Annotated in this window: 20 protein-coding genes; 12 read left to right on the top strand and 8 right to left on the bottom strand. The window is 39.6% G+C overall.

Features of this window, described 5'->3' with window-relative positions; translation table 11 throughout:
• Positions 1-61: 61 nt before the first annotated feature.
• Positions 62-1,348 carry an acetyl-CoA hydrolase/transferase family protein gene (locus BM015_RS01170; RefSeq protein ID WP_090653670.1) on the top strand — a complete coding sequence of 429 codons (1,287 nt, stop codon included), beginning with the start codon at positions 62-64 and terminating at the stop codon, positions 1,346-1,348.
• 69 nt (positions 1,349-1,417) lie between these two features.
• On the opposite strand, the gene fusA is transcribed toward BM015_RS01170, so the two are convergent.
• Both fusA and BM015_RS01160 read right to left on the bottom strand, forming a co-directional pair.
• Positions 1,418-3,568 carry an elongation factor G gene (gene fusA / locus BM015_RS01165; protein WP_090653668.1) on the bottom strand — a complete coding sequence of 717 codons (2,151 nt, stop codon included), beginning with the start codon at positions 3,566-3,568 and terminating at the stop codon, positions 1,418-1,420.
• A 166-nt stretch (positions 3,569-3,734) separates the two neighbouring features.
• A complete protein-coding gene (locus BM015_RS01160) occupies positions 3,735-5,069 on the bottom strand; it encodes an OmpA family protein (RefSeq protein WP_177191774.1) in 1,335 nt (444 codons plus the stop codon).
• 406 nt (positions 5,070-5,475) lie between these two features.
• Here BM015_RS01160 and BM015_RS01155 point away from each other — a divergent pair, with 406 nt between their 5' ends.
• From BM015_RS01155 to BM015_RS01145, 3 genes are read left to right on the top strand one after another with little or no spacing between them, the layout of a single operon-like run.
• The gene (locus BM015_RS01155; RefSeq protein ID WP_090653663.1) at positions 5,476-6,438 is read left to right on the top strand and encodes a polyprenyl synthetase family protein; all 963 of its coding nucleotides are present in this window, start codon (positions 5,476-5,478) and stop codon (positions 6,436-6,438) included.
• A 10-nt stretch (positions 6,439-6,448) separates the two neighbouring features.
• Entirely contained in the window at positions 6,449-8,146 is a 1,698-nt protein-coding gene (gene recJ / locus BM015_RS01150; RefSeq protein ID WP_090653661.1) for a single-stranded-DNA-specific exonuclease RecJ, read from the top strand.
• 29 nt (positions 8,147-8,175) lie between these two features.
• Entirely contained in the window at positions 8,176-9,237 is a 1,062-nt protein-coding gene (locus tag BM015_RS01145) for a glycosyltransferase (protein ID WP_090653659.1), read from the top strand.
• Positions 9,238-9,391: 154 nt separating this feature from the next.
• On the opposite strand, the gene BM015_RS01140 is transcribed toward BM015_RS01145, so the two are convergent.
• The gene (locus BM015_RS01140) at positions 9,392-9,961 is read right to left on the bottom strand and encodes a pentapeptide repeat-containing protein (RefSeq protein ID WP_090653657.1); all 570 of its coding nucleotides are present in this window, start codon (positions 9,959-9,961) and stop codon (positions 9,392-9,394) included.
• Between the two features lie 41 nt (positions 9,962-10,002).
• On the bottom strand, positions 10,003-12,444 hold the full coding sequence (locus tag BM015_RS01135) for a M1 family metallopeptidase (RefSeq protein WP_090653655.1): 2,442 nt from the start codon (positions 12,442-12,444) through the stop codon (positions 10,003-10,005).
• A 197-nt stretch (positions 12,445-12,641) separates the two neighbouring features.
• On the opposite strand from BM015_RS01135, the gene BM015_RS01130 reads away from it, so the two are divergent.
• The 7 genes from BM015_RS01130 (at position 12,642) to BM015_RS01105 (ending at position 17,265) form a co-directional block, all read left to right on the top strand.
• Positions 12,642-13,898 (top strand): proline and serine-rich protein 1 family protein, encoded by a 1,257-nt coding sequence (locus BM015_RS01130; protein ID WP_090653653.1) that lies wholly within the window; start codon positions 12,642-12,644, stop codon positions 13,896-13,898.
• A gap of 15 nt (positions 13,899-13,913) precedes the next feature.
• Positions 13,914-14,666 carry a tRNA pseudouridine(38-40) synthase TruA gene (truA, locus tag BM015_RS01125; protein ID WP_090653651.1) on the top strand — a complete coding sequence of 251 codons (753 nt, stop codon included), beginning with the start codon at positions 13,914-13,916 and terminating at the stop codon, positions 14,664-14,666.
• Positions 14,667-14,742: 76 nt separating this feature from the next.
• Positions 14,743-15,513 carry an AMP nucleosidase gene (locus tag BM015_RS01120; protein WP_090653650.1) on the top strand — a complete coding sequence of 257 codons (771 nt, stop codon included), beginning with the start codon at positions 14,743-14,745 and terminating at the stop codon, positions 15,511-15,513.
• A 35-nt stretch (positions 15,514-15,548) separates the two neighbouring features.
• Positions 15,549-16,253 carry a DUF4412 domain-containing protein gene (locus BM015_RS01115; protein WP_177191773.1) on the top strand — a complete coding sequence of 235 codons (705 nt, stop codon included), beginning with the start codon at positions 15,549-15,551 and terminating at the stop codon, positions 16,251-16,253.
• 375 nt (positions 16,254-16,628) lie between these two features.
• A complete protein-coding gene (locus BM015_RS01110; protein ID WP_090653647.1) occupies positions 16,629-16,817 on the top strand; it encodes a hypothetical protein in 189 nt (62 codons plus the stop codon).
• Between the two features lie 31 nt (positions 16,818-16,848).
• A complete protein-coding gene (locus BM015_RS21320) occupies positions 16,849-17,037 on the top strand; it encodes a hypothetical protein (protein ID WP_143075718.1) in 189 nt (62 codons plus the stop codon).
• A gap of 33 nt (positions 17,038-17,070) precedes the next feature.
• Positions 17,071-17,265, top strand: coding sequence for a hypothetical protein (locus tag BM015_RS01105; protein WP_090653645.1), 195 nt, complete (start codon positions 17,071-17,073; stop codon positions 17,263-17,265).
• A gap of 73 nt (positions 17,266-17,338) precedes the next feature.
• Here BM015_RS01105 and BM015_RS01100 read toward each other — a convergent pair whose 3' ends face one another.
• From BM015_RS01100 to dnaG, 3 genes are all read right to left on the bottom strand, one after another.
• Complete coding sequence (locus BM015_RS01100; RefSeq protein WP_090653643.1) at positions 17,339-18,217, bottom strand: inositol oxygenase family protein; 879 nt, start codon at positions 18,215-18,217, stop codon at positions 17,339-17,341.
• 212 nt (positions 18,218-18,429) lie between these two features.
• On the bottom strand, positions 18,430-20,058 hold the full coding sequence (locus BM015_RS01095) for a sodium/sugar symporter (RefSeq protein WP_090655118.1): 1,629 nt from the start codon (positions 20,056-20,058) through the stop codon (positions 18,430-18,432).
• Positions 20,059-20,183: 125 nt separating this feature from the next.
• The gene (gene dnaG / locus BM015_RS01090) at positions 20,184-22,169 is read right to left on the bottom strand and encodes a DNA primase (protein ID WP_245751160.1); all 1,986 of its coding nucleotides are present in this window, start codon (positions 22,167-22,169) and stop codon (positions 20,184-20,186) included.
• A 43-nt stretch (positions 22,170-22,212) separates the two neighbouring features.
• Between dnaG and BM015_RS01085 the strand changes: the two genes are divergently transcribed.
• Positions 22,213-23,100, top strand: coding sequence for a DUF6263 family protein (locus BM015_RS01085; RefSeq protein ID WP_090653639.1), 888 nt, complete (start codon positions 22,213-22,215; stop codon positions 23,098-23,100).
• Between the two features lie 119 nt (positions 23,101-23,219).
• Here the strand turns inward: BM015_RS01085 and treA are convergent, their stop codons facing one another.
• Positions 23,220-24,716, bottom strand: a complete 1,497-nt coding sequence (gene treA / locus BM015_RS01080; RefSeq protein WP_090653635.1) for an alpha,alpha-trehalase TreA — start codon at positions 24,714-24,716, stop codon at positions 23,220-23,222.
• Positions 24,717-24,864 lie beyond the last annotated feature (148 nt).

Below are 24,864 nucleotides of genomic sequence, written 5' to 3'. Positions count from 1 at the left end.
TAATGACGCTCGTCATATAAGGCTTAACGCCATCAAATATTTTTGCAGCAAATTTTTTATCATGAAAATACCGGTGCATTTTGTAACGCCTAAAGAAGCATTATCTGTAATAAAAAGTAATCAGCGTGTGTTTATTCATGGCAGTGCTCATACCCCTACTTATCTCTTAAAACATCTTGCAGAGGAAGCCGGCAGGCTGCGTAATGTTGAAATTATCTCTATAAGCGTTTATGGTGATTTGCATGTAAATAAGCCTGAATTGAAAGATAGTTTCAGGCTAAATTCATTATTTGTATCGGCTTCGCTGCGGCAGTCCGTTAATGAGGGTTATGGCGATTATGTGCCGGTATTTCTCAGTGAGATACCAGCCCTTTTCGACCGCAATATTTTACCGATAGATGTTGCCATTGTGCATGTATCATTGCCGGATGCGCATGGTTATTGTTCGCTGGGTGTTTCGGTTGATATTGCAAAAAGCGCAGTAAGCAATGCCAGGTATATTATTGCGCAGGTAAATCCGAATGTGCCCCGCTCACATGGTGATGGTATGATACATTGCAGCCGCTTTACCTCAATGGTATATTGTGAAGATGCCTTGCACGAAGCAAATTTTTCAGAAAAATGTGGCCCTGAAACGCAGGTGATAGGAGAACTTGTTGCCGGGCTTATAGAAGATAAAAGCACACTTCAAATGGGCATCGGCGCTATACCCGATGCGGTATTAAGTTCGCTAACCAATCATAAAGATTTGGGTGTGCATACAGAAATGTGTTCCGATGGAATCATAAAACTGGTGGAAAAAGATATCATAAACAATAAGTATAAAAGGATACATCCGAACAAAACTGTATCTTCTTTTGCGCTGGGTTCTAAACAATTATATGATTATATAAGCGATAACCCTGCCTTTGCTTTTCTTGTAATAAATTATGTGAATGATCCTCATGTCATACGCCGCAACAATAAAATGGTGGCCATTAACAGCGCTATAGAAATTGATATAACGGGGCAGGTGTGCAGTGACTCTATCGGAACCTATCAATATTCCGGCGTTGGCGGCCAGATGGATTTTATGCGTGGCGCCGCTTTAAGCGAAGGAGGAAAGCCCATCATTGCCATTCCTTCGAGGACGGCGAAAGGCATTCCCCGCATTGTACCCATGCTTAAACCAGGTGCTGGTGTGGTTACCACCAGAGCGCATGTGCATTACGTAATAACCGAATATGGTGTTGCATATTTATTTGGTAAGAATCTAAAACAACGTGCAAGAGCGCTCATAAACATTGCACACCCGGATGACAGGGAAGGCCTGGAGAAAGCCTGTTTTGAAAGATTTAAAATGTTTTAGATTTTTTGTATGTAAAAAAAAGGCCGGCTTTTTACAAGCCAGCCTATATGTGTGATCATATAAGATTGATTAATCTTCTACTTTTACTTTGCCCTTGCTCTTTGCAATTACTTCTTCAGCAATGTTTGTTGGAGCAGGTGAATAGTGCGAAAATTCCATAGTTGAAGTTGCACGGCCGGATGACAATGAACGCAACTGCGTTACGTAACCAAACATTTCACTCAAAGGAACTTTAGCTTTAATAACCTGTGCATTGCCACGGCTGTCCATACCTTCCAATAAGCCACGGCGGCGGTTAAGGTCGCCTGTTACATCACCCATGTATTGATCTGGTGTAACCACTTCAACTCTCATAATAGGCTCAAGTAAAACCGGTTTAGCTTTTTTACCAGCTTCGCGGAAACCGGATTTAGCACAAAGTTCAAAGCTCATGGAGTCAGAGTCAACTGCGTGGAAGCTACCATCAAAAATGCGCACTTTCATGCTTTCCATTGGGTAAGCTGCCAATACACCTGTGCTCATTGAGCTTTCAAAACCTTTCTGGATGGCCGGTATAAATTCACGCGGAATGGAACCGCCGAAAATATCATTTACAAACTGGAACGATTTACCGGCATTTTCCTTCAGCCATTCTTCATCTGCGGGACCTATTTCAAACTGTATATCAGCGAATTTACCGCGGCCACCGGTTTGTTTTTTCAGTACTTCACGATGTTCAATGGTTTTGGTAAAGGCTTCTTTATAGGCAACCTGCGGATTACCTTGGTTTACTTCCACCTTAAACTCACGTTTCATACGGTCAACAATAATTTCAAGGTGTAATTCACCCATGCCTGAAAGAATTGTCTGGCCTGTATCTTCATCGGTTTTTACGCGTAACGTAGGATCTTCTTCCACTAACTTGGAAATGGCAAGACCCATTTTGTCGACATCCGCCTGAGTTTTAGGCTCAACCGCTACCGAAATTACAGGTTCAGGAATGAACATATTTTCAAGAACGATAGGATGATCTTCATCACATAATGTATCGCCAGTCTTTATTTCCTTAAAGCCAACAGCAGCAGCTATATCGCCAGCCTCAATAAAATCAACAGGATTTTGCTTGTTGGCAAACATTTTCATAATACGGCTGATGCGCTCGTTTTTACCGCTACGCATATTTCTTACATAAGACCCTGCGTCAAGATGACCGCTATAACAACGGAAGAAAGCAAGCCTTCCCACAAATGGATCGGTCATGATTTTGAAAGCCAATGCAGAAAAAGGAGCTTTGGGATCTGACTTGCGTGTAATTTCTTCTCCTGAATCCGGATCAGTTCCCACTGTATCAGGAAGATCAAGCGGAGAAGGAAGATAACGGCATACAGCATCCAAAGCAGTCTGCACACCTTTATTTTTGAAAGATGATCCGCACATCATCGGCACAATGCTCAAATCGATAGTTGCCTTGCGGATAGCTTCATGTACTTCTGCTTCGCTTATTGTATCAGGGTCATCAAAAAATTTCTCTAATAATTTTTCATCATATTCTGCAACAGCTTCAATTAACTGGCCTCTCCAGTAATCCACATCTTCCTTCATATCGTCAGGGATAGGGATTTCGGTATAGGTCATTCCTTCTGTAGCATCATCCCAAACTATGCCTTTCATCTGGATCAGGTCAACAACTCCTTTAAAGTTATCTTCCGCACCAATCGGCAACTGTAAGGGAACGCTCTTGGCGCCCAGCATTTCTTTCACCTGGGCCACAACGTTTAAGAAATCAGCACCAGCGCGGTCCATTTTATTTACAAAACCAATGCGTGGCACACCATAGCGGTTTGCCTGGCGCCAAACGGTTTCACTTTGAGGCTCAACGCCATCAACTGCTGAAAATAGAGCGATCAGGCCATCCAGTACACGCATAGAACGTTCAACTTCTACGGTAAAATCAACGTGGCCCGGAGTATCAATAATATTAAAATAGTATTTTTTAGAATCGGGAGTAGGTTTTCCCTGCAGCGTGGGAAAATTCCACTGGCAGCTTACGGCTGCAGAGGTAATAGTAATACCTCTTTCTTTTTCCTGTTCCATCCAGTCGGTTGTTGCAGCACCTTCGTGAACTTCACCAATTCTGTGAATCATTCCGGTATAACGAAGAATGCGCTCCGTGGTGGTGGTTTTGCCGGCATCAATATGTGCGGCAATTCCAAAATTTCGTTGTAATCTTAAATCAGCCATATAAGTTGTTATTTGTTATTTCATTTCAGCGATAATAAAATCCTGAAATTTTTTTGAGCGGCAAAGGTAATATTTTTTGGTGTTGCAGTTATATTTTGAAGGTTAATTAATTCAATAAAAAAGCCGCTGAATTTCAGCGGCTTTTTTATTATTTGAAAGATTATTATTAACCTTTTCTAAGATTTGGGTGAGGAGCAGGAACTGTGTTAGGACCTTCTTCTGTAGTTGGAACTAAATCCACAGTTGTAGCTGAACCATCCATGCCGTAAGTAAAGATGATGCGTGTTTCAGAAATACCTTGTTTTTCACTAAGGTAAGTCTTGATAGCATTTACATGATCCCAGCTAAGCTGTTGAGCTCTCTTATCAGAAGCACCATAGCCAACCAGTTTAACTTTACAAGTAGGATTAGCCTGTAACTGCTGGGCTACATTATCAAGTAATGAAGTAGCTGTGCTGCTTAATTTAGCGCTGCCGCTCTTGAACTGTACGCTTGGTAAGCTGCCTATTGCACAAACCGGTGCTACTGGCTGAAGGTTTTTGCAGCATTCTGGTTCAGGACAAGTACCTACGCCGTCTGCATTAACAGGGAAGCAGTTTTGAGGAGTAAGTTTTTCTTTATCCTTGCAATCAGGAACGCCGTCACCATCTGTATCAAGGCTAACACCTTTTACGTCAACTGCGCAACCTGCAGGAGTGCTTGGTTCCATATCGAACTGGTCTGTTACGCCGTCGCCATCAGCATCAGGTAAAACAACCGGAGGAAGTTTCATGTGCTTTGGAGTTGCAACTTCGTTGTACAGGTAGTTGTTAGGATTAACCCACCATAAAGGTGCTGTATGTGTAGCTGAGTTACCAAGGTTAAACGCGATTTTAGCTGTAGAGAAAGCGAATTTATCAGCGCCGCCTCTTACACTGCCAGACTGATTAATATAACCGTCTAACATATCAACACCTGTAAGCGGAGCTACGATTCTTTCTTCAACACCGAAAGTAATTCTTGGGCTGATCCTGAAATCGATACCGGCACCAAAAGCTAAGTTGTGATATAATGCCTGGTTTTTATTTCCATTATCATCTTCATGGAATGTAGAAATAAAGTTCTTTGAATCTTTTTGATAAAGATCGAAACGAACCGGGCCTGTTGCTGAGAAAATTCCATCATCCGGATTACCAGCGGCAACCTGAGAAGCAGCAATGCTATAACCGGCAAATACATAATAGTTTACTTTGGGATTGCCTCTGAAAGAGCTCAGTGTATTTAATGAAGCAATCAAATCCAGGTTCAACATGTGCGTTGTATTGGAGCTATATGGGATATAATTCTTATAGCCAGGAATTTTCTGGATGCTTGCCACATAACCAAGACGGGTAGAAAATACATGGCTTAATGCGAAACGGGCTGCAACGCCGCCGGCAAATCCACCTGAATAACCATCAGCTAATATAGGACGGTCGCCAATGATAATTGCATTGCCACCAAGTACTGATAATTCCCACATCCCGCGTGGCTTTGCCGGATAAGGGTTCTGATAATTTACAAATTCGTTATACTGAGTTGTATTCGATACTTTACTAGAGTCATAAGCCCAGCTTGCATCGGTTGAACTTGTTGAAGACCCAGTAGTTGTTGTAGTACCATCTTGTGCGTAAGATGAGATCTGCATTAGTCCTACAAGGGCTAAGAGCAATTTTAGCTTTTTGCTTACCATAGGTAAAATTTTAAATGTTTAATGTTTCCCTTTAAAAAAATATAACCACAAAAGTACTCATTGATAATGAAATACCAAATTTTTACTATCTATTTTCTTTTGATCAAACCGCTCTTATGACAAAAACTTTATTCATTATGCTGCATTTCCTTTACCAATTAGTTTTCCCATATCTTGCAACTGTTTGAAATTTTTAATGAAGAAAGCTATACAATTAATAGACCAAGATTTAACAAAGTTCGAAGAATACTTTAGCAAAGCCGTAAAAAGTAATGCTCCTTTGCTCGACAGAATTATGCAGTACATCGTGAAAAGAAAGGGCAAACAGATGCGGCCGATGTTTGTATTATTAAGTGCCAGGTTAGGAGGGGAAATAACAGATACCACATACAGGGCTGCTTCGTTGGTTGAACTATTGCACACGGCTACACTGGTGCATGATGATGTTGTTGACGAATCTCCCGAACGTCGTGGTTTTTTTTCAATAAATGCGCTATGGAAAAATAAAGTGGCTGTACTTGTGGGCGATTATTTGCTTTCCAAAGGCCTTCTGCTATCCCTTAATAATAATGATTACAAAGTTTTACAAATACTCTCTGAGGCAGTGAGGCAAATGAGCGAAGGTGAGCTATTACAAATAGAAAAAGCAAGGAACCTGAATTTAAGTGAGGACATTTATTTTAATATCATAAAAGGAAAAACCGCCTCATTGCTGTCGTCTGCCTGCGCGGCGGGTGCCAGCACCACCTTCCCTGATAGCCAGAATATAGAAAAAATGCAACAATTTGGCGAAAAGGTAGGGATGGCATTCCAGATAAAAGACGACCTTTTTGATTACAGCACCGAAAATGTGGGAAAGCCAACGGGTAACGATATTAAAGAAAAAAAACTCACCTTGCCCCTTATATACACTTTGAATAATTGCGAATCAAGACTCAGGAAGAAAATTATTTATATCGTTAAAAACGAAAACCGCGATCCTGAAAAAGTAAAATTTGTTATTAACACAGTTAACGAATGCGGCGGAATAGATTATGCAACACGCAAAATGCTTTCTTTCAGGGATGAAGCATTGTCGTTATTACATAGTTTTCCCGCATCCGATACAAGAGATGCGCTTGAAGACCTGGTTAGATATACCACCGACAGGCAATTTTAGCCTTTGAATTATGCAAAAGCGATGGAACATATTACCCTTTGATGAAACTGCAACGCTGCAACTGCAGCAGGCACTTCGGATAAATAGAACAATCTGTAAAATTCTTGTGCAGCGCGGAATTGACACCTATAATAAAGCACATGATTTCTTTCGCCCTGCGCTTAGCCAACTGCATGATCCCTGGCTGATGAAAGACATGCTGAAAGCAGTAACCCGTATTATCGCAGCCATTAATAATAAAGAAAAAATCCTGGTTTTCGGCGATTACGATGTGGACGGAACCACTTCCGTTGCCTGCATGTACCAGTTTCTAAAATCAATATATCCACAGGTTGCTTATTACATTCCGCATCGTTATAAAGAAGGTTATGGAATATCGAAAGCAGGTATTGATTTCGCTTATGAAAATAATTTCTCTTTGATTATTGCGCTTGACTGCGGTATAAAATCTGCGGAGCTTATTAATTATGCAAAACAGCTAAACATTGATTTTGTTATTTGCGATCACCATTTGCCCGATGAAATAATTCCCGATGCGATTGCAGTGCTCGATCCAAAACAAAAAGACTGTAATTATCCTTATAAGGAACTGTGCGGCTGCGGTGTTGGGTTCAAATTAATGCAGGCTTTAAGCGATGAGTTAGGCCTGCTGCCGGAATATTATCTGAAATATATTGACCTGGTTGCGGTAGCAATAGCCGCTGATATTGTTCCTATAGATGGCGAAAACCGCATTCTTGCATTTCACGGATTGAAGAAAGTGAATGAAAATCCATCCGTGAGTTTAAAAGCCCTGCTTTCGCTGGCGGGAATGCAAAAAAAAGTGCATATAAATAGCCTTGTGTTTATTGTGGCACCGCGCATAAATGCCGCCGGCAGGATGGACGATGCAAAGAAGGCTGTACAATTATTTATTGAAGAAGATTATGACAAGGCGATGGAATACGCCAAATTGCTGCACAATGATAATACAGAACGAAAGGAAGCCGACAGCAATATTACAGATGAAGCCCTAACCTTAATTGAAAATGATGCCATATTAAAACAACGTAAAACAACTGTTGTTTATAAAGAACATTGGCACAAAGGCGTAGTGGGTATTGTTGCCTCAAGATTAATTGAGAACTATTACAGGCCTACTATTGTGCTTACAAAAAGCGGCGATATTATTGCCGGGAGCGCCCGCAGTGTGCCGGGTTTTAATTTATACGAGGCTATTCATGCGTGCCGGGAGCACCTGCTTGGTTATGGCGGCCATTTTGCTGCTGCGGGTTTATCAATGATGGAAGATAAATTACCTGGCTTCATTGACAGCTTTGAAAAAGTTGTATCGCAAACTATCACAGAAGAATTATTAATACCCGAAATTATAATTGATGCAGAGCTTTCTTTTAATGAAATCAATTTTACTTTTTTAAATATAATTGAGCAGATGGAGCCTTTCGGGCCTGGCAATATGCGGCCTGTTTTTATCAGCCGTAATGTGAAAAATACCGGGTATTCAAAACTGGTGAAAGAAAACCATGTGCGGTTTGTGTTGCAGCAGCACGATAAAATATTAACCGGCATTGGATTTAATATGGCTGAAAAATTTGCTTTGCTTGAATCAAACCTGCCGCTTGATGTTGTTTACACCTTAGATATAAATGAATGGAATGGTGAAAGGATGATACAAATGAAGATGATCGATTTTAGGTTGTCAGCATAAATTTGTGATTGCTCAAACGCTTTTTGCTTATGATAAAAGTTGTACATGTAACTGAAGCCTTTGAAGGCGGGGTGATAGAATTCTTACGATGCCTTACCAACAGCACACCCGATATTGAGCATACAATAATTTATGGCCGCCATCAATTTTTTGAAAAAGCCCACAAGTCATTTCCGGCTGATGTGAAGTTTATAGCATGGCCCGATGTGAATACAAAAATTTCTCCCCGCAGCGATATAAAAGCTTTAAGGCATTTAATCAAAATTTTAAAAAATTTACAGCAGGTTGATGTTATTCATCTTCATTCTGCAAAAGCAGGTATTCTTGGACGGATCGCCGCCAGGCGTACAGGACATAAAAAAGTAATTTATGCACCACATGGGGCTACCTTCTTGCGCAAAGATGTTTCAGCATTGGCACGAACTGCTTTTGCAACCATTGAAAAAGCAGTAAGTATTTTTCCTGCCAAAGTAGTAGGCGTTTCAAAGTCTGAAGCAGATGCCTATCGCCGCCTGGGTATTCGAGCAAGCCATGTGAATAACGGTAAGTTCTTTCCCGAATCGCCTGAAAAAAAAATGCCCGGAGATATATTTACAATTGTAACTACAGGCCGTGCCATGCGGCAAAAGAATCCGGCTTTATACAATACAATTGCATCTGCATTTACGGATAATAAAAAAATTCAGTTTATATGGATAGGCGATGGTGATGAACGTCAATTTCTTTCATCGCCTAACATAAAAATAACGGGCTGGGTTGACAGGACTGAAGTTGAAAATAATCTTCGCGAAGCAGATCTTTATATTTCAACTGCATTATGGGAAGGCCTTTCTTATGCAGTGCTGGAAGCCATGAGCATGCGGCTTCCGCTGTTACTCACCAATTGCCCGGGCAATAATGATCTTGTAGAGAATGGCATTAATGGTTTTCTATATAATTATCCGGCGCAGGCCATAGACTTTATTAACCAGTACTTTGATAACTCTAAATTATTACGGGCACACGGCGATGCTTCTTACAGCATGTTGCAATCAAATTTCAGCGTGGAGCAAATGGCGCATGGCTACCGCGAAGTGTATGCGTCCATGTAAACTAAAATTTATTCACGGCAACGCTATTGAAATGGAATAAACACAGGAGCATCATTTATAAAATGCAATTAACTTTCTCATTTTTATTATGCTGATGCAGGTTTCAAAATTGTTATGAACATAAATCAGTAACAAGCTGTTTAACGAAAAAACATTAGTCAATAATGATATTGTATTTATCCAAAAGCCCTGCAATATTTGCCAGTGAAAACCTTGCCTGCTTTATTTTATTAAGCTCCGGGTTAATTGAATAATTATAAGATGTTCTGAAGTCGGCTTTTTCAAGTATAGTATTTTCAAACTTTGCATTAAGAAAATCGCATGCAGTGAAAACAGCGCCGGCTGCATCGCATTCTGAAAAATCAGTTTCGTGCAACCGGCAATTTTTGAAAATTGTTTTTTTAATTTTTGTTTTATAAAAAGATGCGTTATCAAGCATGCAGTTATCAAAGCCAAAGGCAACGCCAAACTTATTACAGTCATCAAATAAAAGCCCTATCATTTTGCAACCTTCAAATTGCACATCCCTGAAATTGGTTCCCTGTAATTGAACAAGGCTTAGGTTGCAATTAATAAACCTGCAATCAATAAATGTAGCTTCTGAAAAATCTGCCTTCGAAAAATCTGCATTACTGAAACTGCAGTTTTCAAAGCTGTTTTGTACAAAAATTAATTGCCCGCAGGCTTCAGCGGTGAAATCTTTGTCTTCAATAAAATCACGCATAGGTGTTGTTATAAACAGCTATAAAATGTTGTTGCAACCGGTTATTCTTTTATAGCATTTGCTATATAGGATGCCACATCGCCGCCTTTTGCCGTACCAATTTTTTGCAGTGCCCCGTTTATATAAGGGTATAAATTTTCTTTGTAAGAAGATGGAATTTTATTTCTGAAAGCAACAACTTTATCAACGCCTTCTTTTATTTGCTGTTCATCGCTGAGCTTTGAAAGATAGCTACAGAAATAGGCTGTAAGGTTAAGCTTGGATTGTGTTGGCAAACCCTCATACTTTGTTACGATCATATCATAATCTGCAGGATTGCCGGTTAAGATGAAAATAGTAGTTATAATTTCATTCAGGTCGCCTCTTGCATCTTGGGCATATTTTGTTGCAAGCGAATAAGCGTTTGAAGGGTTCAAATTACTTAAGCCAATTAACGAAGCGCCTGCAACGCTGTAAGAAGAATCATCAATACCTTTTTCAAACAAAGGCTGGTATTTTGCGTTACGCAATGCAGCCAGCAGCGTTAAAGCTTTTGCCTTCGTTTTATTATCATTATCTGTTTGGGCAATGTGCTCAACCATTTGCTGCAATGCAGTATCTGACATTGCATTTTCAACTTCACCTAACCTGTCGAGCGTAAAGCTTCTTATGCCATAATATTTATCATTCAGGCCAGGGCTTAAATCTTTGGTCATGTTTTTATCAGCAAAATATTGCAGCGCTTCGCGGCGGTCAACATACAACGGTGCATACTTTAACTGCGCCCTGAAATTGTCATCTGTTTTATGATCTATTTTTTCACAAAGCAAAGTTTTATCGCCATCAAAATTTATAAGATCAGGCCTTGTTGTGTATGCAAAAGAAAAAGTATCAATAGTGTGCTGCATCCAAACACGGTGGCGCTCTTTATTTGATCCGTGATATATATCAATATACACAGGCATTTTAAAAATTTGCTGTGTTTGGTTTTGTTCAACAATTACATCCACCTTATGTGCGGAATCATTATACACATAATTTATATCCAAAACCGGGTGGCCTTCACCATAATACCATTCATTCCAAAACCAGTTTAAATCCTGGCCTGTTACACTTTCAAAAGCCAGGCGCAATTGCTGCGCTTCGCCGTTTTTAAATTTATTATCCGTAAGGTATTTATGCAGCGATGCAAAGAAGGCATCTTCGCCAACATAATTACGCAGCATATTTAAAATGCGGCCGCCTTTCGCATAGCTCACATCATCAAACATATCTTCTTTATCGGCATAATTAAAGCGCACCAGTGTTTTGTTTTCACTGCCGCTGTTAAGATAGCTTTGCATGCCGGTGTAATTGGTTTCATCGCCTTTATCTTTTCCATATTTATATTCATTCCAAAGCGTCTCGCTAAAATCGGCAAAGCTTTCATTTACGGTAAGGTTGCTCCAGCTTTCTGCGGTAACCAAATCGCCAAACCATTGATGGAACAATTCATGCGCAATTACATCTTCCCAGGTATTGCCATCTTTTAATTCACGTGCATTTTGATAAGCGCCATCTCCATGCAATGTTGATGTGGTATTTTCCATAGCGCCGCTTACATAATCGCGGCCCACTATCTGGTTATATTTCTGCCAGGGAAAATCAATTCCCAATTTCTCAGAATAAAACTTAATCATTTCAGGTGTGTGGCCAAATATGCCGCGTGCCACAGGCGCATATTCTTTCTCCACATAATACGCCACTTCTTTTCCTTTATAACTGTCTTTAATTATGCTGTAATCGCCCACGCCCATGAAAAATAAATAAGGGGATTGCGGCAAATCCATTTTCCAGGTATCGGTGCGGGTGCCATCGTTATTTTTCTTTTTATTTACAAGAAGGCCGTTGCTAAGCGTAACATATTTATCAGGCACCGTCATGGAAATTTCATCCGTTAATTTTTGATTGGGTTTATCAATCGTTGGCATCCACACAGAATTATGTTCTGTTTCGCCCTGCGTCCATATCTGGATTGGCTTTGTTGTATCTTTTCCCAGCGGGTTAATAAAATACAAGCCTTTTGCATCGGTAATGGCAGCGCTCCCTTTTTCACGCCATTCATTTGGTTTTGAAACGTAATCTATATACACCGTATAATTTTCACCGGCCTTATACGTTTTATTTAATTTGATGCGAAGGAATGCACTGTCATACGAATATTTCAGCGGCGTTTTCTTTCCCTTGTCAAAAAGTGCAACTTCATTAATGTTCATGCCTTTTGCATCAAGCGTTAATGAATCTGTGGGATAGAAATGCGGACGCGCCGTAAGCCATTCCTTGCCATACATGTAAGATTTAGCATAATCAAATTTTACATCGAGTTTTGTATGAACAAGGTCATTCACTTTAGTGGCTTCGGCCCGGTAAATATTTTTCCAGGATGAATCGGGTTTCGCTGAATCGCTTTGGGCAAACGTTTCAACGCCTGCAAGCAGAAAAAGGATTAAAAGAATTTGCTTCATGAATTTTTATTTTGTTGGCCGCAACGGCTTTGTGTGCTGAAAATGCAATTTTAGGGCAACAAAAGTAAAGGTGAATGGCGCATACGGTTAATGTATAAATGGTTAAAATATATGAACGGGTGTTGGCAGTATGGGCGCAGCAGGTTTATTTTATATTAGTTTTGTGAGCGCAAAAAGCATTGTATAAATAGCATAGCATGAGGTATCCCGTAAAACTTTCAGGATTTTTACTCTTTTTCTGCATGATTTGCCTGGCTGTTAAAGCCCAGCAAAAACATTTTATTTATGTGCAAAGTGAAGACCGGCAGCAGTTTGCGGTTATTATGGATGGCAAAGTATATAGCTCTTCAGACTATGGGTATGTTATCATTCCCAAGCTTGACGATGGTGAATATAAATTTACAGTGAGCTTTCCGCTGAACAAATTTCCTGACCAGGCTTTTAACTGCACTATAAATAAAAAGGACGCTGGTTTTTTTCTTAAGAACGGCGCTAACGGCTGGGCGCTTGAAAATATGCAGACTCAAAAATCATTGGCGGGCAGCGGGGGAAAAGCCAATGATAACAATGCTTTCAGCGATATGCTTTCTGATGTGGTGGGCGATTCAACACTTAATCAGCCCGTAGTTACCGCGACTCCTCCTGAAGTTGAAAAACCGGTTTCCGATGCAGGCAATGTTGCTGAAATCCTACCTTCAGCAGAAACCGCCGCCGTGCATCAGCCTGAGAAAATCGGCGAATTAAAAGAAGATACAGGAACCAATCTCGTATTTATTGATCAATCGCAAAGCGGCATTGATACAATTAGTGTTTTTATTCCTGCCAACCAAGAAGCAAAAATTTCCAAACCTGAAGATGAAACTGCTACCAGCAATATCGTTCCTCAAGATTCTTTAAACGAGACAGCTTTTCAAAATACAAACCCTCCTGAAATAAAACAGGAAGCCAAAACAAGCGAACCTGTTTTCCTGGATAATGATAAGCCGGCAGATACCGGCTCGGAAAAAATGACCACCGATATCTCCAATCCTTTTTATAATGCTGAAGAAAATAAAACCCCTGTTACTTCAGCACCGGTTGAAACAAATACTGAGGCTGCAGCGCCCACAGAAAATAATAACAATAATACAGTTGTTAATAATGCTGCAGCAGGTACACGCCAGGATTGCGATGATATGCTTTCTGAAGATGCTTTCAGCAAGCTTAAGCGCAAAATGTTTTCGCAGGATAATGATGACGCCATGGTGCGGTATGCTGTAAAATTTGTAGGAAAAAAATGTATATCAACTGATCAGGTTAAAGCGCTCGGCAGTTTGTTTTCGAGCGATGATGGCCGTTATAATTTATACGATGCTTTATATAAGTATGTGTATGATTATGGCAACTATGCGAGCTTATCCAGCCAGATTTTAGATCCTTATTATAAAAAACGTTTTGCAGCATTGCTGCGATAACAACAAGCTGCAACCATGCCACGCTATTTTATTGAGGTCGCTTATGTGGGGACTCGTTACAGCGGTTTCCAGGTGCAGTTAAATGCAAATACCATACAGGCTGAAGTGGCGCGTGCATTAAAAATTTTCTTTGGAAAGGAGTTTGAGTTAACAGGTTCTTCCCGCACAGATGCAGGTGTGCATGCTCAGCAAAACTTTTTTCATTTTGATACGGATACTGAAATAAGCAATAAAGCAGTTTACAGCCTTAACTCCATATTACCTTACGATATAGTTGTAAAAAATATTGTTGAGGTTAAGCCTGAAGCGCATTGCCGTTTCAATGCAATTTCAAGAACCTATCATTATTATATAACCCGGTTTAAAAATCCTTTTTATTTCGACCGTTCTTATTATTACCCTTTTAAGGCCGATATAAGTTTGCTGCAGGAATTAGCCATAGCTATTACAACGTTTAATGATTTCACTTCTTTCTCAAAAAAGAAAACACAGGTTAAAACATTTAACTGCACAATTGAATATTCGCGATGGGTTTTTGAAGATAATATCTGGCGGTACGAAGTAAAGGCCGACAGGTTTTTACGCGGTATGGTTAAAGGCCTTGTTGGCACCATGCTGAAACTTTCAAAGCATAATAAAACCATAGCTGACCTTGCAGATATTTTTGAAAAGCAAAATTCTTCCGCCGCAGATTTTTCAGTTGCGCCAAACGGGCTTTTTTTAATGTCAGTTGAGTTTAAAGAAAGTATATTCCACAACCTGGCGTGAGCACATATTTTTGCTGCCATTCCTGCTAATAACTTTCATGTGCACCAGTGGCAATAATTAAAACTAATTTTGTTGCATGACTTCAAAACAGCAAATAGTTGATAACTGGCTGCCGCGTTATACAGGCCAGTCGTTAAAAGATTTCGGATCATATATTCTTCTTACCAATTTCAGCAATTATGTAAAAAGCTTTGCAGAAATTTTTAATACCGAAGTTATCGGCATCGACAAACCTTTCCAATGCGCAACAGCAGAAAAGATTACGATCATTAATTTCGGAATGGGCTCTCCCGGCGCTGCAACCATAATGGATTTACTATCGGCCATCAACCCAAAGGCTGTGTTGTTTTTAGGCAAATGCGGCGGCCTCAAAAAGCGTAATAAATTAGGCGACCTTATTTTGCCTATTGCTGCCATAAGAGGTGAGGGAACATCAAACGATTACTTCCCACCCGAAGTACCTGCATTACCTGCATTTGCTTTACAAAAAGCTATTTCAACCACCATAAGGGATTATCGTACCGATTACTGGACAGGTACTGTTTACACCACCAACAGGCGGGTGTGGGAACATGATGATGAGTTTAAAAAATACCTGGCTAAAATACGGGCGTATGCAATTGATATGGAAACGGCTACCATATTTACCGTAGGGTTCTACAATAAAATTCCCACCGGCGCTTTACTGCTGGTAAGTGACCAGCCTATGATTCCTGAAGGCGTAAAAACAAGTGAGAGTGATAAAAAGATTACAGAACAATATGTGCAAAGGCACCTGAACATAGGTATAGACAGCCTGAAGCAATTAATTAATAAACATGAAACAGTAAGGCATCTCCGGTTTTAATTTCTTTGTAAATTGCTATGCTAAAAAATAATGCAATGAAAAACACAACATCCGTATGCTATTATGCAAAACATATCGCGAACCTGTTTTTACTTATGTGCCTCTTATTATGCGTAAATGTTCAGGCGCAGGATAGTAAAGATTATAAATTCAGGCTTGGTATTACCTATACTACTACATCGGGTGACAAAGCGCATGATATAAAGATGTGGTTATCTGATGAAGCTTATACAGGTATTGAAGCTTCGGAAAACTCAGGAAGCGCTTTCATTATTTTTAATATGAAAGATAAAAAGATGATTACTATAATGGAAACCCAGAAAATGGCCATGATTATGGACCTTGGAAAATACCAGCAAATGATGACTCAAAAAATGAAAGAAGCCGAAGACTCGCTGCCAAAAGTTGAAAAAACGGGCATCACAGAAAAAATACTGGGATACAATTGCGATCAATATAAAATTACAAGCGATAAAAGCCAAACGCTTGTATGGATAACAAAAGAGCTTGGCAATGGTTTCGCCGGTTTTTCAAAAAGCCTTATGATGATGCTGAATAATGGGCGGAGCAAACCGCAGGGCGCTTCCATTCCAGATATACAGGCTGCCGCAGATGGCGTAATGATGAAGATGGAGGCGACAGACCTCTCTTCCAATAAAGTAACGAAGATGGAAGCTACTGCAATTAATAAAGACGGGAAGGATTTAAATATAAGTGATTATAAAACCATGAGCATGTAAAGCCGCAGGGGTCGTATTAATTGCCAATGTATAATATAATTAGCCACAGATACACAGATTTTTTTTGTGCATCTGTGGCTAAAAAATTTGTATTCAACCTCATTCCATTTTATAGGCTGGGCTATTCCAGTTCAGCTTGCCTTACCCTAAACTTCTGAAAGCCTCGAACCTCTTTCATCAATTTATTTTACCGCTCATCAGCACTTTGTAAAAGCATGATTTTTATAAATTATTGATTTTCATTGCAAATTATTTTGTAATAATACTTTCCACTGCACATTACTTAAAATAAAATAGTATTATGTTTTGCATAGTACTGAAAAATACCTTTATCTTTGTGATGTCAATTAATCAATAACAATAAAAACAAAATATATGAGAACAGAATTCATCAGCCTTTTTGCAGAATTAAATGCAATGGAGCTTGAAAACCTTACCAGGGAAACAAAAGAAACAATCGCTGCTGATGTACATGTTGATAATAAAAAAACTGTATTCACCGCAGCAAATCTTTGGAGCATTCACAACCGGAGACGCGAAAGAACCTCAAGAAGGTATATGTAATCAAATTAACCAACCAATAAAATATTTTAAAATGAGAACGCAATTAACCAGCCTGTTTACAACATTAAACACCACAGAGCTTGAAAACTTAACGAGAGAAATAAAAGAAACCGTTGCTACCGGTATCCAGGTTAAAAATGTAAAACCTGTATTTACCGCGGCTAATCTCTGGAACATTCACAATATGCGGCGTGAAAGAACTTCAAGAAGGTACATGTAAATCAGATTAACCAACCAATTAAAAATATTTTGTATGAGAACAGAATTCATTAACCAGTTTGCTGAATTGAATGCAATAACACTGGAAAATTTAATAAGAGAAACAAAAGAAACTGTTGCAATTAACGTGCATGTTGAAAACACAAAGCCTGTGTTTACAGCAGCTAACCTTTGGAATATTCACAATAAAAGAAAAGTAAGAGCGGGAGGAAGGATGTTTGTTGCCTGATTATAAAGCAGGCATAAAAGTCAACGGCGCAGTTATTATAGCTGCGCCGTTTTTATGTTTAATTTTTTTTGACTTAAAGACAAACTTCTTCGGGAAGATATTTGGCAATCAGATCTTCGTAATACGATTTCAATTCCGAAACAACGGGTGGTTTCGGGCTTTTGGAATATAAATCGTAGGGATTGAATTTCCTTACCCAGTCAAACATTTTGCGGTCGTGGTCATTCAATAAATGATCGTAAGCATTTTCGCGGTGCTGGGAATAAAATGAATGATAGCGGATCATGTACAAAGATGGTTCCGGCATATAATCTTTCACAATCTGGTATAAATATTCATCGTGCCCCCAACTCATGTGTACATTATCCAGGCCGCAGCCATGTTCATACACACCATATTTGGTATTGTAACGTTCATCTTTACTATCCGGGTTGGCGCTAAAAAATTCAGGGTAAACAATTTTATCTGAATGGGCGCAGCCAACAGGAAAAGTATCTCCTACTACAGCCCATTGCGGTTCGCCAAACAGGCAAAGCACTTTACCCATATCATGAATAAAACCGGTGAGTATAAACCAGTCAGGATGGCCGTCGGCACGAATGGCTTCTGCAGTTTGCAATAAATGCTGCAATTGGTCCAATTCAATATCAGGATCGGAATCATCAACAAGCGTATTTAAAAATTCCATGGCTTCCCATACCTTCAGCTTTTTGCGGTTGAACTGCAAAAAATCTTTACGCTTTTCCATTACAAAATCATAAGTCTGGTATTGATGGTTGAGCCGGTAAAACTCACGCACTGTATCCCTGCCGGGGTTATCGTAATTGCGAAATTCTTCTTTGGCTTTTGCAGGCGCATCTGCTTCAGGATAACGTTCCAGTACATCATCCTCCCATTGTTCTATGCTGTGCAACGGGTTAATTTCTTCTTTTGTGAAACTGGCAGCATTCATTATTTGATGTTTTTTAGTTGCATAAAAATAGCTCTTTTTTGCAGATTAATTTCTCGGCTTCTTTTAATGGGTTAAAACCACGAAGGCGCTAAGGCACAAAGCTTCACCAAGAAACTGCTTAATTTATTTTAGCCACAAATGCACAATAAAAAATCTGTGCATTTGTGGCAATAATTTCTTTGTGTTTTTGTGTCTTCGTGGCTCAAAAAGTATCACCAAAAAACAGTATATAAAGCAGCAAGTATGCCAACAATAATTACCGAACCAATTATAAAACCAGGCGAACAGCGAAACATGCTTGCATCAATTTCAAGCGCTTTGGGGTTATGTTTGGTTCTTTTATCTGCAAGGCTGATGAAGACCATTAATACTACAATTATTACAAACACAATCGTCATGCGGTCGAGAAAAGGATAATCGGGAAAAGCGCCATTCGTCCACACAGGTAAAAATTTTAATATGGTGGAAAGCGGAATGGTAAGTAATGCTGCAGTTAATGCAGCCGCAGAATTGGTGCGTTTCCAGAAGAAACCCAGTAAAAAAATGGCCAGTACGCCCGGAGAAATAAAACCTACATATTCCTGTATGAATTGATAAGCCTGGTCGAGGCTTTTTAATGCAGGCGCTACAATACCCGCTAATATCATAGCCACAATAACTGTGAGGCGGCCGGTTAAAACAAGCTGTTTTTCCGAAGCATTTTTATTGATATACTTCTTATAAATATCCAACGAAAAAATGGTGGAAATGCTGTTGGCTTTTCCGGCAAGCGAGGCAACAATAGCTGCGGTTAATGCAGCAAATGCAAGCCCTTTTAAACCATCGGGCAAAAGATTCATTAAGGTAGGATAAGATTGATCGGGCTTGATAACGCCATTGCTCATCATCTCCTGCTGAAACATGCCGTTTTGATGCATAACAAACATGGTGATACCGGGAATAACCACAATTAAAGGAACGAGCAGTTTTAAAAATCCCGCAAATAAAATTCCCGAACGCGCCGTTTTCAAATCCGCGCCCAACGCCCGCTGCACGATGTATTGATTACAGCCCCAGTAATTAAGGTTATTGATCCACATGCCGCCGATTAAAACTGATAAGCCGGGCAGGTCTTTATAATAAGGATTCGATTTATCAAATATCATGTGAAAATGCGAAGGCGCTTTCTCACGAATAATGCTTAAGCCTTTCAACACATCTTTTCCAAAACCAAAATGTTCCGATACAAGATTGAGTGCAAGAAAAGTTGTAACCAATCCGCCCATAATTAAAACCAGCACCTGCACTACATCTGTATAACCAATCACTTTCATGCCGCCAAGCGTAACGATAATGGAAAAAATACCGAGGCCGGTCATGCACCATTCAAAGCTTATTCCCGATATAGAATTTACGGCCAGTGCACCGAGATAAATAATGGAAGTGAGGTTAACAAACACATACACCAGCAGCCAGAATATAGCCATGATGGTGCTTACTTTATCGTTATACCGCCGCGACAAAAATTGCGGCATGGTATAAATTTTATTTTTAAGATAAACGGGAATAAAAAAGATGGCTACAATTATCAGCGTTGCGGCAGCCATCCATTCGTATGTTGAAATAGCAAGCCCCAGCGCAAAACCCGAACCACTCATGCCGATAAAATGTTCTGCTGAAATATTGGATGCAATAAGCGAAGCACCTATTGCCCACCAGGTTAATGAGCCTTCTGCCAGGAAGAAATCTTTTGAATCCATTTTGGCCGATTTCTTTTTATGGTATATCCAATAACCATAAACGGCAACAACAATAAAATAAATAAGAAATACAATGTAGTCGGGCGTTTTTAAATGATTCATCTGGCTTGCAATCGTTAAATGAAAAAGGAAAATAAATATTTTTAAACAAATGCCGCCGTAAATGCAATCGCTCAATTTGCTGTTACATTATTTTTTGTTTCAATAAATATGAAAAGGAGGAAGGCTTATTTCAATATTACTGTACCAAGCTGTTGCGTAATTTCTCTTTCAATGCCCTTTAAATAGCGGTGCACTTCCATCAGTTGCCGGGTCTCATCCCAATTGGTTGATTTTTCAATATCCTGCTGGTTTTGCTCAAACATTTTTTTTATCTTATGCAGCTTGAAATAGCTCAGGCTCATGGCCACATCTTTACTGCTGTTATCAACATTTGAAACCTGTATGTTTTCCAGCTTTTCATCCCAGCGCTGGCTTAATTCAAACGGAAATAATGTTACGTTTACCACAAGGCTTCTTATTCTTTCATCTTCATTATACAACAATGTTTTGGCCGAAGGCTGCAAGCCCATTTCATAATAATTGCGGTAAGTGTTGTATAAAAAAGCCATATCGGGATTATCAAAACTAAATTGCTCAAGCTCTTTAAAAATATGCTGAGCGATAGTATGATCATCATCCCATTGATTCAATCCATATTCAAGCAAAACACGCAGTACACTTTTTTCCTGCGCTTCATCGGGGTGAAATAACAGTGCTGTTTTATCTTCTTCAGCAGTTGCCGTTTCTTCCAGGCCGGAAATGGGTGCGGCTTGCTTCTTTTCTTCTTTGGCAACCTTGTCGTGAATAAATTTATTCACCAGGTTTATCAAACCGCTTTCATCAATTTTTAAAGCAGCGGCGCATTCATGTATATAAGCCTGCCTGCGTGTAAAATCTTCTGCGCGGTTAAGTTTGCTTAAGCTTTCTGCAACCTGGTTTACTGCTTCTTTCTTTTTGGTTATATCATCGCCGGCTTCTTTTAATAAAACATCTAACTGGAAAAGAATGAAATCCTTTTTATTCGCTGCTATAAATGATTTAAAAGCATCGGCGCCAACTTTCTTTACATAACTATCCGGGTCTTCATTATCGGGAATTAAAACAAGCTTTACATTAAGGCCTTCTTCAAGCGCCATATCAAGCCCGCGCATGGCGGCTTTTACGCCTGCCGCATCGCCATCATAAATAATGGTAAGGTTGTTAGTATATTTTTTTACGATGCGTAACTGGTCTGTTGTAAGCGATGTACCGCCGCTTGCTACCACATTATCAATGCCGGCCTGGTGCAGGCTTATCACATCGGTGTAACCTTCAACCAGTAAACATTCATTGTTTTTATCAATAGAATGGCGGGCGAAATAAGAGCCGTATAAAATTTTGCTCTTTATATAAATTTCATTCTCCGGCGTGTTAATATATTTCGGCGCCCGGTCTGCTTTGCCAATTACACGTGCGCCAAAACCAATTATTTTTCCTGTATTGTTATGAATGGGAAAGATGATGCGGCCCCTATAATTGTCAAACAATTCTTCCCTGCCTGCCGATGAGGCAGGATTGCGTTCCACCAGCAAACCGCTCTTCAATAAAACTTCTTTATTGAACTGATTTTGTAAAGCAGCAGTTGCAAATGCATTTCTCGATTGAGGATTGTAACCTAACTGAAAATGTGTGATTATTTTTTCATCATAACCGCGTTCTTCCAAATAAGTTAGTGCATGCGATTGCCCTTCTTCTGTTTGCAGCAATTGTTCGGTAAAAAACTTTTGTGCAAAATTGTTTAATACATGCAGGCTTTCTGCGGCCTGCTGAATGGTACGGGTTTCATCGCTTACCTCAGTTTCCTGTATTTCTATGTTGTAGCGTTGTGCCAGCCATTTCAATGCTTCGGCATAAGAATATTTTTCATGCTCCATCAAAAAAGTGATGGTATTACCGCTTTTACCACAGCCAAAACATTTATAAATTTCTTTTGACGGCGATACGGTAAATGATGGCGTTTTCTCGTTGTGAAAAGGACAGAGGCCGAGATAATTAGCGCCGCGTTTCTTAAGTTTTACAAATTCGCCCACTACATCAATTATGTCAATGCGATTTGTAATTTGTTCTATGGTTTGTGGTGCGATCATTGCTGGGAAAAGCCCAAAAGTAAACTTTGGGTGCCTTCCATTCAAACAAAAAAATTGGTTTAGTATTGCGCCCTGAAAATTAAAAGAAATGAAAAAAATAATTGCAGCGTTTGTTATTGTGGCAGCATTTGCAGCTACCGGTTCATCGGCGCAAAAACCTGTTGACCTTAAGTTTAATTTAAAAAAAGGTGAAAGTTATGCTTATGCCTCTACCATGAACATAGAAACAAAAGGAAATATGGGCGGCCAGGATGTGGATGTTAAAAATACAGTAGGTATATCTTATCTTTTTACCAATACGGGCGACAGCGCTGGCTGGAAAAAACTCAACTCCACCATAACAAGAATTGCCATGAATATAAATGCTGGTGGCATGAGTATAAATTACGATTCCGATCAGCCTGTTGACAGCAGCGATATGGTTGGCTCAATGCTTGGTAAAATATTAGGCGCTATGAAAAACGGCCAGTTTATGTTTACGATAAATGAAAAAGGAGAGGTTGGTTCTGTAACGGGCTTTGAACAAATGATGCAGAAAGTTACAGATGCAGCTTCCGGCGCAGGGCCAATGGGTAATGTTGGCAATGCTTTTAATGAAGAAAACTTTAAACAGAATATTCAGCAATCGTTTGGCGGTTATCCCGGAAAGCCGGTAAAGCCCGGCGATACCTGGACGAGCACTATGAACACGAACGCCGGCGGAGCGCAAATGACTTCTCAGAATACTTATACGCTTGAGTCTGTTGAGGGAAATACAGCAACTGTAAAAGTTAATTCCAAAATTTCTTCACCTGCGGAAGATTCAGCGGCCACTATTAATGGTACTTCAACCGGAAACATAAAATACGATATTCCTTCAGGCATTGCTATTGATGGAGATATGGATACCAATCTTGATATGAATATAAACCGCGGCGGCCAGTCGATGCCAATGAGCACAGATATTAAAATGAAGATTACAGGCAAGAAATCCTAAGAAGAAAATAATCAATAATCAACATTCAATTTTCAATAGTCATTTTTTGAGCGATTATAATTGAGCGTGTGTGCCGGTATTGAATATTGAATATTGGATATTGGATATTGAGTGTTTAGTTATTTATTCTCTTTTGCCAGCCCATAAGTTTTCAAAATTTTCAGCAGCACGCCATTCGTCCAGCCGAATCCATCCTGCGATGGATATTCTCCACCGCCTGCTGTAAGGTGTGTATCTATTACATTGTATTTTTCCATTAATCTGCCGGTATTGCGGTAAACTTTTATATTCAGCATTGACCAGTTATGTGCCAGCGTTGCTGCTAAATCTTTTTGGCCATAATTATCCAGGCCTTTTATAGTTATCCATTGCAAAGGCGCCCAGCCATTCGGCCAGTCCCATTGCTGTTCTGTATTGATAAGCGTGGTTACAACGCCGCCGTCTTTTAAAAAATCTTCCTGCACTATGGCTGCGGCTTTTTGAATATAATTTCCGGGCGGAATATTAAAAAAGAAAGGTGTGATGCCGGCAATTGTTTTCTGGTTGTTCAGTTTACTTTCGCTGATGTTATAATCATAATACCAGCCATCTTTTTCATCGTAAAAATATTGATTGATGGCTGCCTTTCTTTGCGCTGCTTTTGCTGCAAAAGTTTCAGCTTCGCTTTTATTTTTATTCAAGGCTGAAGCTTTACTTATTGAAGATTCAAGATGATACAGCAGGCAATTCAGGTCAACCGGGATAAGATTAGTTGTTTGAATGGTATTAAATGTTTTACCATCTTTAAACCAGCGCCCGCTGAAATCCCAGCCGCTTTCACAGGCAGCACGTAAATCGCGGAAAAGCTGGCTGGCATCAGCATATTCATTTGATAGCGTTGAATCCTGCCGGTATGCTTCGGAACGTGGTTTATCCAATTGATCATAATAGCGGTTAAGTACAATGCCATTATTTAATTGAACACAATGTTTGGTTGCGTGCGTTTTATCCATCCAGTAATCATATTCTTTCAGCATGGCCGGTAAATATTTTTTATAAGCTTCATCACCTTTGTACGTGGCAAGCAATTCAATCATGCAGGAGAAATAAGGAGGCTGAGAGCGGCTTAAAAAATAACTGCGGTTGCCGTTTGGAATAAAGCCAAATGTATTGATGAGGTAGGTGAAGTTTTCAATCATATCTTCAATAATATCCCACCGGTTGCTTTCTGCAAGCCCAAGCATGGTAAAATAGGAATCCCAGTAAAACACTTCGCGAAACCTGCCGCCGGGAACAATATAAGGATGAGGCAAAGGAATTAATGAACTGCCTTCAACAGGTTTATCAGCACTGCGCTGCAATACATTCCAAAGCTCTTCTATGTGTTCAATAACATTGTCTTTTATATCTGTACGATAACCAGGCGCGGCTGATAACGGAATGATAAAATTATCTGCTACAAATTTTTTAATGCTTTCGGCAGAGGGGTCGGTTATTCTTAATTTATCGTAATCCGCTACAATCATTTCTGGCTTTCGGTTGGGAATGCAATCCACAAAAGTTTTATTGTCGGGAAAGATTTTTTTTAGCTGAACATCTTTAAAAAGATTTCCATATAAATCGTAAGGCGTTTGCATTGTCAATATTTCCTGTATTTTTTATAAGATGGGAAGTTCATGGTTTTAAATCAAATCGCAGGCCTAAATAATTAAGCCCGGGATTACATAAATTTTATAAGCTCATTTACATTTTTCATTGTTCCTGTTGCCTGTTTTATCTTTACAA

The sequence above is a fragment of the Parafilimonas terrae genome (assembly GCF_900115755.1).
In the GTDB taxonomy this organism is placed as follows: domain Bacteria; phylum Bacteroidota; class Bacteroidia; order Chitinophagales; family Chitinophagaceae; genus Parafilimonas; species Parafilimonas terrae.
Note: the sequence above shows the minus strand (reverse complement) of the source record. Positions and strands in the feature narration are given on the sequence as shown.